The organism is Streptomyces sp. ADI95-17 (genome assembly GCF_003846175.1).
Taxonomy (GTDB): Bacteria; Actinomycetota; Actinomycetes; order Streptomycetales; family Streptomycetaceae; genus Streptomyces; species Streptomyces sanglieri.
Window position 1 is genome coordinate 876,877 of the sequence record NZ_ML123044.1, and the last position, 11,896, is coordinate 888,772.

Sequence of the window (11,896 nt, forward strand, 5' to 3'; positions counted from 1 at the left end):
CGCGCGGGAGGAACGTTGCCGACGACGTTGTTCTCGTTGCCGTCACCCGGCTTGCCGGGGACCCCGCCGCCCGGCGGCTCCGGGGACTGGCTCGTCGGTACGTCCGGCGACTGGGACGTCGACGGCACGTCCGGCGACTGGGACGTCGACGGCACGTCGGGCGACTGGGTCGCGCTCTGCGAGGGCTTGTCCGGCGACTTGGACGGGGTGGTGTCACTGCTCGCCGACTGCGAGGGGGTCGTCGACGGCGAGGCCGGCACGGTGACCTCGCCGCGCTCGACGTCCTCCAGGTCGAACTGCGCGGTGGACCCGCCGCCCAGCGCGCCGAGGGTGTAGTCCGCCCAGATCTCCGCCGGGAAGCCGCCACCGTTGGCCCGGCCGGAGTTGGCGGTGCCGGTCAGGCTGACCTGGCCGCCGCCGTCCTTGGGCGATTCGCCGAAGAGCGCGACGACGGTGGTGAGCTCCGGGGTGTAGGCCGCGAACCAGGCCGACTTGTTGTTCTCCGACGTACCCGTCTTGCCGGCCGCCTCGTACGCCGAGGTGTTGGCCGCCCGGCCGGAGCCCGCGTCCACCACACCGGTCAGGACGGAGGTCACGGTGTCGGCGGACTTGCGGCTGATCACCTGGCTGCCGATGCCCTCGACCGGATCGACCGTCCGCTCACGGTGCTTGGCCGACTTCACGATGAACGGGGTGACCTTCTTGCCGTGGTTGTCGAGCGTGGCGTACGCGCCCGCCATGTCCCAGGTCGAGGCGTTCATGGTGCCGAGCGTGATGGCGGGGCGCTCGGGGAAGTTCTTGTCCGGTACGCCGAGAGCCAGTGCGGTCTTCTTCACCGCGGGCGGGCCGACATCGACGACCATCTGCGCGAAGGCCGAGTTGATCGACGCGTTCATCGCCTTCTGCACGGTGACGCTGCCGTAGCTCTGGTTGTCCTCGTTCTCCGGGGCGAACGGGGTGTCGCTGCCCACGACGGGCCGCTTGCTGGTGCCGTCGTAGCGGGTGTTGACGCCGATCAGGTCGCCGTTCTGGGTCTTGGCCTCGTTCTCCAGCGCGGAGGCGAGCACCAGCGGCTTGAAGGTGGAGGCGGGCTGGTAGTCCTGGCGGGTGGCGTTGGAGATGTAGTGCTGGGTGTAGCCCACGCCGCCGTACATCGCGACGACGGCGCCGGTCTTCGGGTTCACGGAGGTGGCGCCCGCCTGCACGGTCGCGTCGACCTTGTTGCCCTTGCGGTCCAGCTTGGACTCCAGCTGGCGGTCGACGGACTGCTCCAGCTGCTTCTGCCGCTTCTTGTCGATGTTGAGCGTGAAGGTCCAGCCGCCGGCCTGCCGCATCTCCGCGGTGATGCCCTGCTTCTCCAGCTCCTTGTTGGCCGCCTCGACGAGGTAGCCGGTCTGGCCCTCCATGCCCTTGGCGGGCTTGGGCTTGTCCGGGATCTGGAACTTGAGCTTGTCGCGCTCGGCCTGGTCGAGCCAGTGCATCTCGACCATGTTGTCCAGCGTGTAGGCCCAGCGGTCCTTGACCAGCTTCTTGCCGGTGTCGGTCGCGGACTGCCAGTCGTACTGGCTGGGGGCCTGGAGCACGGAGGCCAGGTAGGCGCCCTGGGAGACGTTGAGGTCCTTGGCGTCCACCCCGTAGTAGGCCTGCGCGGCGGCCTGGATGCCGCTCGCGCCGCGCCCGTAGTACGCGGTGTTGATGTACCCGGCGAGGATGAATTCCTTGCTCTTCTTGCTGTCGACCTTGAGCGAGATCACCAGTTCCTTGAGCTTCCGGCTGATCGTCGGGTCCTGCGTCAGGTAGTAGTTCTTCACGTACTGCTGGGTGATGGTCGAGCCACCCTGCTTGCCCTTGCCGCTGAGGGTGTTGAGGATGCCCCGGGCCGTGCCCTTCAGGTCGACACCCTTGTCGTCGTAGAACGACTTGTTCTCGGCGGCGACGAAGGTGTGCTGCACCTCAAGGGGCACCTCGGCCAGATCCACGATCTGGCGGTTGACGCCCTTGCCGGTCCGGGTCAGCAGCGACCCGTCGCTGTACTGGTAGACGTTGCTCTGCCGCTCGGCCAGGGCGTTGGCCTTCGGGACGTCCACGTACATGTACAGCGCGACGAAGGCGCCCATGATCAGCAGGCAGAGTCCGAAGAAGGCGCCCAGCATCTTCTTCCAGGTGAAGAGTCTGCGTATGCCGCCGCTCTTCGCGGCCCGCCGCGCTCCGCGCCGCTGCGCCCGTCGCGCATCCGCTCGACCCATCGCTGTGTTGCTCCCGTTTCTCTGCTCGACCAGATCAGCTCAGCCCAGCCAGCTAACACTGTCGGCAAGGACAAAAAGCGAGCGTTGCGGTCTTTTACGGACGTGACAATCAGCACCCGTTCTTAAGGGAACCGACTCATGAAGGGTGCCCAAGGTTGCGAACACAGGTAATGTGTAATCACATTGCTAGCACCGAGTCAGTCTTTCGAAACGGGGGATCCCATGTCCGACCATGACAATCCGCGCGCCGCGACCACTCTTGCCGCAGACCTCACGCCCGACGCACCGCAGATGCCCGAACCGCAGGTGAGAGAGGTGACGGCGCACAGCATTCCCGGCGGTCTCGGCCTGCTGCTGACCGTGGTCGGCGTGATCGCCGGCATCGGACTCGCGATCATCGGCGGCGTCGTCGGCTCGAACGGCAACAACGGCCTGGGCATCCCGGTCTGCATCTTCGGGGTGCTGCTCGTCATCGTCTCGTTCTTCTGCATGACGGGTGTGAAGATGGTCGCACCGGGCGAGGCCCGGGTGATCCAGCTCTTCGGCCGGTACGTCGGCACGATCCGCACCGACGGGCTCCGCTGGATCAACCCGCTCACCAGCAGCCGGAAGATCTCCACCCGGGTCCGCAACCACGAGACCGCGGTCCTCAAGGTCAACGACGCCTACGGCAACCCGATCGAGCTCGCCGCGATCGTCGTCTGGAAGGTCGAGGACACCGCGCAGGCGCTCTTCGAGGTCGACGACTTCCTGGAGTTCGTCGCCACCCAGACCGAGGCGGCCGTCCGGCACATCGCGATCGAGTACCCGTACGACGCCCACGACGAGGGCGGCCTCTCGCTGCGCGGCAACGCCGAGGAGATCACCGAGAAGCTGGCCGTGGAGCTCACCGCCCGGGTGCAGGCCGCCGGCGTACGGATCATCGAGTCCCGCTTCAGCCACCTCGCGTACGCCCCCGAGATCGCCTCCGCGATGCTCCAGCGCCAGCAGGCCGGAGCGGTGGTCGCGGCGCGGCAGCAGATCGTCGAGGGCGCGGTCGGCATGGTCGAGATGGCGCTCACCCGGATCGCCGAGCAGGACATCGTCGAGCTGGACGCGGAGCGCAAGGCGTCCATGGTCAGCAATCTGATGGTGGTGCTGTGCGGCGACCGGGCGGCGCAGCCGGTCCTGAACACGGGCACTCTTTACCAGTGACCGAACAGACTCCGCCGGCCCGCAGGACCCCGCCGCAGCGCAAGCAGATGCTGCTGCGGCTGGATCCCGCGGTGTACGACGCGCTGGCCCGCTGGGCCTCCGACGAGCTGCGCAGCGCGAACGCCCAGATCGAGTTCCTGCTGCGCAGGGCGCTGGCGGAGGCGGGCCGTCTGCCCGGCTCGGCGGGTCCGATCCCCCGCCGGGGGCGGCCCCCGAAGGACGCGCCGGGCCCGCCGGGCGCCTGAGGTCCAGGGTTGCGGAGGCCGGGGCTCCGAGAGCGGAGCCCCGGTATACACCGGAGGTATACACGCCGTGTACAGTGCTCGGCATGTCTATCGGCCACACCCTGCTCGGACTCCTGGAGTCCGGCCCCCGCCACGGCTACGACCTCAAGCGGGCGTTCGACGAGAAGTTCGGCCACGACCGCCCCCTGCACTACGGACAGGTCTACTCGACCATGTCCCGGCTGCTCAAGAACGGCCTCGTCGAGGTCGACGGCGTCGAGAGCGGCGGCGGCCCGGAGCGCAAGCGGTACGCCATCACCGAGGCCGGGATCACCGATGTCGGCGCCTGGCTCGCGCAGCCGGAGAAGCCCGAGCCGTACCTCCAGTCGACGCTCTACACCAAGGTCGTGCTGGCCCTGCTCACCGGCCGCAGCGCCGAGGCCCTGCTGGACACCCAGCGCACCGAGCACCTGCGCCTGATGCGCATCCTCACCGACCGCAAGCGCAAGGGCGACCTCGCCGATCAGCTGATCTGCGACCACGCCCTCTTCCACCTCGAAGCCGATCTGCGCTGGCTGGAACTGACCGCCGCCCGGCTCGACCGGCTCGCCGCGGAGGTGGGCGCATGATCCCCGCCGGCTCCCTGCTCAGCGCCGACGGCCTGCACAAGGCGTACGGCCGGACGCCCGCGCTCGACGGCGCGTCGTTCTCCATCCACCCCGGCGAGGTCGTCGCCGTGATGGGCCCCTCCGGCTCCGGCAAGTCGACCCTGCTGCACTGCCTCGCCGGCATCGTCACCCCCGACCGGGGCACGATCACCTACGCGGGCCGCGAGCTCTCCGCGATGTCGGACGCCGAACGCAGCGCCCTGCGCCGTAGCGAGTTCGGCTTCGTCTTCCAGTTCGGCCAGCTCGTCCCGGAGCTGACCTGCGTGGAGAACATCGCCCTGCCGATCCGGCTCAACGGCACCAAGCGCAAGGACGCCGAGCGCACCGCCCGCCACTGGCTGGAGCGCCTGGAGGTCGAGGACGTCGGCGCCAAGCGTCCCGGCGAGGTCTCCGGCGGGCAGGGGCAGCGCGTCGCCGTGGCCCGCGCGCTGGCCGCCTCGCCCAAGGTGATCTTCGCCGACGAGCCGACCGGCGCCCTGGACTCCCTCAACGGCGAACGGGTCATGGAGCTGCTCACCGAGGCGGCCCGGTCCGCCAACGTCGCCGTGGTCCTGGTGACCCACGAGGCCCGGGTCGCCGCTTACTCCGACCGTGACGTCACCGTGCGCGACGGCCGGACCCGCGACCTGGAGCACACCGCATGACCCTGCTCGACCGCAAGAAGGCACCGGCCGCGGCCCCGCCCCGGCCCGCCGGACCCACCGGCGTCGCCGCCTGGTTCCGCGACCTCGGCCTCGGCATCCGGCTCGCCGCCGGCGGCGGACGCGAGGGCTGGATCCGCACCGCACTGACCGCCGTCGGCGTCGGCCTCGGTGTGGCACTGCTGCTGACCGCCGCCTCCGTACCGCATCTGCTCGAAGAGCGTTCCGCGCGCGACCAGGCCCGCGTCGAGAGCCGCGTCCCCGGCGGCCCCGACGCACAGGCCAAGAAGTCCGACACCTCGGTACTCCGGATCAACAGGGAGACCGAGTACCACGGCCGCAGCGTCAGCGGCTATCTGATGCGCGCGGACGGCACGCACCCGGCCCTCCCGCCGGGCGTCGCACGCTTCCCCGGCGCGGACGAGATGACGGTCTCCCCCGCGCTGAAGAAGCTGCTCGACTCCCCGGAGGGCCGCCTGCTCAAGGAGCGGGTGCCGTACCGGATCACCGGCACGATCGCCGACTCCGGCCTGGTCTCGCCCGGGGACCTGCTCTACTACGCGGGCAGCGACACCCTGACGTCCGCCGACGGCGGTCACCGGATCGCCGCCTACGGCAACCCGGAGGGCGGCAAGGAGATGCCGCCGATCCTGATCGTGCTGATCATCATGATCTGCGTGGTGCTGCTGGTGCCGGTCGCGATCTTCATCGCGACAGCGGTGCGGTTCGGCGGCGACCGCCGCGACCGCAGGCTCGCCGCGCTGCGCCTGGTCGGCACGGACATCCGGATGACCCGCCGGATCGCGGCGGGCGAGGCCCTGTTCGGGGCGGTCCTCGGCCTGCTGATCGGTGGGGTGCTCTTCCTGGTGGGGCGTGGCTTCGTCGGTCGCATCGAGGTCTGGAACGTGAGCGTCTTCCCGTCCGACCTGGTGCCCTCCGCCGCGCTGACGGCACTGGTCGCCGTCTCCGTTCCGGCGGCTGCGGTGCTGGTCACGCTGGCCGCCATGCGCTCGGTGGTGATCGAACCGCTCGGCGTCGTACGGGGCGGCCGCGGCCGCAGGCGCCGCTTCTGGTGGCGGCTGCTGATGCCGGTCGCGGGCCTGGTGGTGCTCCTGCTGAGCGACAAGGTCGAGCCGTACGCCACGGTCAACCCGTACCCGATCGCGGGCGGCGCCGTGCTGGTCCTGGTCGGGCTCGCGCTGCTGCTGCCGTGGCTGGTCGAGGCGTGCGTGAACCGGCTGCACGGCGGTCCGGTGCCCTGGCAGCTGGCCACCCGCAGGCTCCAGCTGAGCAGCAGCGCGGCCTCCCGCGCGGTCAGCGGAATCACTGTCGCGGTCGCGGGCGCGGTGGCGCTGCAGATGTTGTTCGCCGCGGTGGGCGACGAGTTCAACAGGCTGACCGGGCAGGACCCCTCGCGGGCCCAGTTCTACACGTTCTCCGAGAAGGTCGACCCGGAGGCGGCCACCCGGACCATCCAGGAGTTCAAGGCCACCAAGGGAGTGACGGCCGTCATCGGCAAGGTCGAGGTGTACGTCACCCGGCCCGGCAAGTACCCCGAGGACGCGGTCCAGCCGACCACCAGTCTCATCGTCGGCGACTGCGGAACCCTGCGCGAACTGGCCCGGATCGGCTCCTGCACGGACGGCGACACCTTTGTGGTCCACCCCAGGAACGACAAGGAGATGTCCGACTGGGTGGACCAGACGGCCCGCAAGGGCAAGGAGGTCGAGATCGACCCGGGCGCCGGCCGGAAGCCGATGCGGTGGACGCTGCCCGCCGACTCCCGGACGGTCGTCGCCCGCCACGATCCGCTGGGCGAGGACTCCTGGGGAATCATGGCCACCACCGGCGCGGTCGACCCGAGCAAGCTGCCGGGCGCGACGACCCAGACACAGATCCGGGTCGACGAGAGCGTCGAGGACGTCGCGGAGTACGTACGGAACACCGCGGCCCGGATCGACCCCGGGATGCGGGTGGCGTCCCTCAAGTCGGTGGCCCGTGACGAGAAGTACGCCAGCGTGCAGCGCGGCCTCCAGGTCGGCGCGACCATGACGCTGCTGCTGATCGCCGCCGCGATGCTGGTCTCGCAGCTGGAGCAGCTGCGCGAACGCAAGCGCCTGCTGTCGGTGCTGGTCGCCTTCGGCACCCGGCGGTCCACCCTCGCCTGGTCGGTGCTCTGGCAGACCGCCGTGCCGGTGCTCATCGGGCTGGTGGTGGCCGTGGCGGGCGGACTCGGTCTGGGCGCGGCGCTGATCGCCATGCTCGACAAGAAGGTCACCGACTGGTGGCTGTTCCTGCCGATGACCGGCGCGGGCGCGGCGCTGATCCTGCTGGTCACACTGGTGTCGCTGCCGCCGCTGTGGCGCATGATGCGCCCGGACGGCCTGCGCACGGAGTGACGTGGACGGAGCAGTGGTGAAGGGGGCGCGGTTCGTCAGGGGCCGCGCCCCCGCGCCTTTAGTCGGCGCTGGTCGTGCGCTCATACCAGGCTTGCGACGACATTGCCGTCGGCTTCAGCTCGGAGAACTCGAAGAGACCGGCTCGTCGGACGACCAGAAGTCGGAGTGCACGTTGGGAGTGGGCACTTCCTTCCCGCGGTAGTCAGTGCCCTTCCCCGGAGTGGAGGGCTGCGCCACCTTCGACTTGTCCACACAAGCCGTTTGAACCTTCAGGAAGAACTGCCCCTTGTACCCGACGGTCAAATCCATCCTCAATACACCGTCGCCGGCATCGGCAATGATGGTAGGGAACTCCTCATCGGGGTAAACCTTGGTGATTGTGTAACCCGACTTCTTCCATGCCCGCTCAATGATTCCGAGAAGCGAACCTTTGCGTTCCTCGGAGACCTGGGTCATGACCACAGCCCGGCGTGTGACATCCCCGAGTTCTGGGGCGCCGGTGCACATTCCACTATCGGATTGATCGTGCGTCCACTCCAGGGGAGGGCGCACAGAAGACAGCGTGTCGCCGATGAGGCTGTCAGCCTTGTCTGCGGCCTGCTGCATATTCACACTGGAACTCCTTTGGGAAGCAGGGGAATTATTGCTGCCACTCCCGCAGCCAGCTACGAAAGCCATGGCAAGCACAAGGACGGCGATGCGATTGGAAACGTACTTCACCGCGGGACCTCTGTAGTAATCGAATCTGGACGTCCACCGACGATACGAGCGAGGTTGCGTGCCGTTGAAGGGTTCCTTTCCTCGTCGAAATAACCAGAATGCGCGGGAGTTGGGCCTTGGCCCGACAGCCAGAACGGGAGTGGGCCGTCGCCACTCTCCATTCTCGTGGCCCCGAACTCCTTACTCGTCGGGTCCGTACCGAACCACAGATCATTACTTCCCGTTACGGCTGCCCCCAAGATCCCTCGGCCGACAAGATCCTTCATACTGGGTAGCCTCGACACGGGATCGTTGTCAGCGGAAGCGGCGAACACGTGCCCCTTGCCGACGTTCAGTTCCGAAGCGTTGTCGGCCCCGGTGCCCGGGCTGCCCAGCAGAATGATGTCGTCAACGCCCGGGATACCGCCGTCCTGCCGGGCCGCGGTACCTACCGTGAGTGATCCGTAGGAGTGGCCAATCGCTGTGACGTGCGGGTTCTCGTGTTCATTGGTCGCCTGGATTCCGTCCATGAATGAGTTGTAGGCAGGAGCGCCATTGTTCGCGTCGGTCGTCGACGCGACGTCCTTGAAGCCCGGCGCGTCGTATCCCAGCCAGACGATGGAGGCAATGGCCGGGTCGTACACTCGGGCGTCCTTCGCGGTCTGCATGGCCCTGCTCACGGTGTCGTCCGCGAAGTCTGCGTCGAGAGCCGTACCGAGGCCCGGCACGTACGAGGACACGTTCCTGGCGGTGTCGGGGTTTCCGTAGCTGACAATGGCACGGCCTTTCCCCTCTGTACCGATTCCAAGCAGGTACATGGGTGGGACTGAATTCTCAGACAGCTTGGCCTGAATACCCTTCAGTCCCGCGAGTTTGTCCTGTGCGCCGTCGGCCGTCTGACCTTCGAGGCTGGCGATCACCAAGGGGAGGTTCGCCCGGTTCGCTTCATCGCGCGCCGCAGCCGGGATGCCGTCGAGGTACCCGATCACGTCGGGGAAGGATGTGATGTACTCCTGGCGCTCTTCTTTGCTCAAGTGGTCCCACCATTCCTTGCGCTCAGCCGGCGACTTGTCCAGCACTTGATCTGCCAGATACTCACGGGCCGCGCTTCCAACGGCAGTAACATCCCCCGCCACGTTCGCCCAGGTCTTCCTGTCAACCGTGAGACCAGGCGCGGCCTTGAGGTCCCGAAGAGCCGAACTGTATCGCTCATCGATTTCGCGGGCCTCACTCAGGGCATGAGCGATGCGGTCGGCCACGTCCTGGGCCTTGGCTCGGTGAGGATTGAGAATCCCCGGCTGCGGGGCATTCGACCCCAGAGCAGGGTCGTACATGCCGTTACTGTCGCGGTACAGGCCAGGGTTTCCAGCGCCGATCAAACCGTTGTTGCCCATCACGGAGCCACCCGGTATCGCGTCACCAGTCAACGTGTCCTTGCCGCCGGCCGGGTAGTCGATGCTGCCGTTCACGTTGAGCTTGTAGCCAAGGGAGGCCACATCGTCGAGAGCATCACGCAGTCGGCGCTGCGGGGCGGTGAGTTCGGTGGCCAGGCCATCAAGTGCGCCTCGGATCAGGCCGGCCTCGGTCTGAATGTAGTGGTAGTTCTCACTAAGACGCTTCAGCCGCTTGACGGCCGATTCCGCCGACTCGCTTTCCTGCGTCTTGGTGAGCTTGCCGCTCATATCACCATCGACGCGCTCGCGCGCGACATCAGCACGCCGCATCAGCGCAGCCCAACCGTCGGCTGCTTCGGTCAGCTCGGACAGCTTGAGGTCGCGGAGCTGCTGCCACGTGAGGCCGAACGCCATGGCTACTGCCCCATCCTCGTGCCAGGAACCTTCACCGCCTTGGCCTTGTCACCCACCTCAGCGTCCACCTCCCTGAAGTCGACAGCCACCTGGCGCAGCTTCGGTTCGAGTGAACTGCACTCTTCCCGGACTGCTTTGAGGCGCTCTTCCCAGGAGTTGAGCACGGTCTTCAGCGAGCCGAGGCTGGCCAGCCCTTCGAGGCCTCCGCCTACGCCCTCGTGGGCAGAGCGGAGCTCCACTCTGCACGTGCTCGTGGTGGTCTGCAGGTCATCGGCCGTACCGGCGGCCTCGGTCCACGGCCCGCCTTTGTGCTTGAGCCTGCCTGTCCCGCCCCCGGCCGACGTCGCATATCCGCCTTCGCCTTGGAGGCTGTTGACTTCCATATGCGTCGTGTGGCGCTGCGCCGCATCGACTTTGAGCTGTTCCCACTCGTCCCACGCCATGCCTGACTCCTCTCCCCCGTGCCCGGATGCCATCCGGGCAGGCTCCCCCGACGAGCCGCCGCACTCACTGAAGGCCGCAGTTGCAGATCCTAGTGTTCAGTACGTTGAGTGACGCGCAGTCACACAAGCCCGAGACTGAAATATCCACACCTGGGAGGTTTCGCATGGGTAACTTGGCTTGAAGTATTGCCCATTGCCGACCGTCCGGGACGATCATCATGACTCCCGAGGCCTCCCGTCACTGAGCCACTACCCACAGGGGCGCACACCCCGCTCGGGCTCGATCGGCCCTCGCCCGGCCATCCGGGCAGAAGACCTTCATCGGCATCTCAAACAGGCGTCGTTGAAACGACAGGTCCCGTTGAGCCGCCACCTCGCCCTCCGCCTGGAACCGGAGACAGCGAGCGCGCTCCAACGGGTACGCGCTCTCGCGGACGCGGTGTCCTCGTCAGGGGCAGCGGGCGTCGGTGAGCTCATTGCCGAAGACATGGCAATGGATTCAGTGGCGTCCCACGCGGACCTGCCGGAGACCACCATGCGCAGTGTGACGAGCCACGAGGACATGGTCCATTCAGAGGCGGCACCCCCGCGCCCGACTTGCCCAAGGGCTAAGGCCCGTCCGTCACCCGCACCGGCAGCACCCGCATCGCCTCCCGCAGCGCCGCCGCGAACTCCTCGAACTCCTCGTGCCGCGCGGCCCCGGTCCGCATCCCCAGCGCCACCCGCCTCGACGGTGCCGGCTCCGCGAAGTACCCGGTGGCCAGCGCGTCGTTGCGGCCGGTCTCCACCGTCACCGCGGTGCGCGGCAGCAGCGTCACACCGAGCCCGCCGGCGACCAGCTGGACCAGTGTGGAGAGCCCGGCCGCGGTCGTGGTGACCGGCGCGCCCTCCGTGCGTCCCGCCTCCCGGCAGATGTCCAGGGCCTGGTCGCGCAGGCAGTGCCCCTCGTCGAGCAGCAGCAGTGGCAGCTCGCGCAGCGCCTCGCGCGGGATGTCGGCGCGCCCGCCCAGCCAGTGGTCCTGCTCCATCACCAGTACGAAGTCCTCGTCGAAGAGCGGGAGTTCGGTCACTCCCGGCACCCCGAGCGGCACGGCGAGCAGCAGCAGGTCCAACCTTCCCGCGGCCAGCCCCTCCAGCAGCGAGGAGGTCTGCTCCTCGTGCACCTGGAGGTCGAGCTCCGGGTAGCGCTCGTGGACCAGTCGCAGCACCGTCGGCAGCAGATACGGGGCGACGGTCGGGATCACGCCGAGCCTGAGCACCCCGGTGAACGGTGCCCGGACCGCCTCGACCTCCTCCATCAGCTCACCGACTGCCTCCAGCACCGCCCGCGCCCGTACCGCGAGCCGCTCCCCGGCCGGCGAGAGCAGCACCTTGCGCGTCGTACGCTCGATGAGCTGGACACCCAGTGCCTCCTCCAGCGCCGAGACGGCCCCGGACAGGGCCGGCTGACTCATCCCGATTGCTGCCGCGGCGTCCCTGAAGTGCAGATATTCGGCGACGGCCACGAAGGCGCGAAGCTGCGACAGACTGGGTTGTTTGGGCCGACCGCCCTGATTGCCCTGAGCCACTGATAG

Annotated in this window: 10 protein-coding genes; 5 read left to right on the plus strand and 5 right to left on the minus strand. The window is 68.1% G+C overall.

What is annotated here, in order from left to right; all coding sequences use genetic code 11:
- Positions 1-2,246 (minus strand): transglycosylase domain-containing protein (locus EES42_RS03770; RefSeq protein WP_164495159.1); only part of this gene is annotated, 2,246 nt, incomplete at its 3' end.
- Positions 2,247-2,468: 222 nt separating this feature from the next.
- On the opposite strand from EES42_RS03770, the gene EES42_RS03775 reads away from it, so the two are divergent.
- The 5 genes from EES42_RS03775 (at position 2,469) to EES42_RS03795 (ending at position 7,372) form a co-directional block, all read left to right on the plus strand.
- On the plus strand, positions 2,469-3,440 hold the full coding sequence (locus tag EES42_RS03775) for an SPFH domain-containing protein (protein WP_124716642.1): 972 nt from the start codon (positions 2,469-2,471) through the stop codon (positions 3,438-3,440).
- Positions 3,437-3,685, plus strand: coding sequence for a type II toxin-antitoxin system antitoxin (locus EES42_RS03780; RefSeq protein WP_124716643.1), 249 nt, complete (start codon positions 3,437-3,439; stop codon positions 3,683-3,685). Before EES42_RS03775 ends, EES42_RS03780 begins: the two co-directional genes overlap by 4 nt.
- Before the next feature lie 83 nt (positions 3,686-3,768).
- A complete protein-coding gene (locus EES42_RS03785) occupies positions 3,769-4,293 on the plus strand; it encodes a PadR family transcriptional regulator (protein ID WP_124716644.1) in 525 nt (174 codons plus the stop codon).
- Positions 4,290-4,976 carry an ABC transporter ATP-binding protein gene (locus EES42_RS03790; RefSeq protein ID WP_124716645.1) on the plus strand — a complete coding sequence of 229 codons (687 nt, stop codon included), beginning with the start codon at positions 4,290-4,292 and terminating at the stop codon, positions 4,974-4,976. Before EES42_RS03785 ends, EES42_RS03790 begins: the two co-directional genes overlap by 4 nt.
- Positions 4,973-7,372, plus strand: a complete 2,400-nt coding sequence (locus EES42_RS03795) for an ABC transporter permease (protein WP_124716646.1) — start codon at positions 4,973-4,975, stop codon at positions 7,370-7,372. The genes EES42_RS03790 and EES42_RS03795 overlap by 4 nt, the downstream gene beginning before the upstream one ends.
- A 114-nt stretch (positions 7,373-7,486) precedes the next feature.
- On the opposite strand, the gene EES42_RS03800 is transcribed toward EES42_RS03795, so the two are convergent.
- The 4 genes from EES42_RS03800 to EES42_RS03815 form a co-directional block, all read right to left on the minus strand.
- A complete protein-coding gene (locus tag EES42_RS03800; RefSeq protein WP_241196284.1) occupies positions 7,487-7,978 on the minus strand; it encodes a hypothetical protein in 492 nt (163 codons plus the stop codon).
- Positions 7,979-8,088: 110 nt separating this feature from the next.
- Positions 8,089-9,879, minus strand: coding sequence for an alpha/beta hydrolase (locus EES42_RS03805; protein WP_124716648.1), 1,791 nt, complete (start codon positions 9,877-9,879; stop codon positions 8,089-8,091).
- Positions 9,880-9,881: 2 nt separating this feature from the next.
- Positions 9,882-10,322, minus strand: a complete 441-nt coding sequence (locus EES42_RS03810; RefSeq protein ID WP_124716649.1) for an amino acid ABC transporter permease — start codon at positions 10,320-10,322, stop codon at positions 9,882-9,884.
- A 608-nt stretch (positions 10,323-10,930) separates the two neighbouring features.
- Positions 10,931-11,890, minus strand: coding sequence for a hydrogen peroxide-inducible genes activator (locus EES42_RS03815; protein ID WP_124716650.1), 960 nt, complete (start codon positions 11,888-11,890; stop codon positions 10,931-10,933).
- Positions 11,891-11,896: the final 6 nt, after the last annotated feature.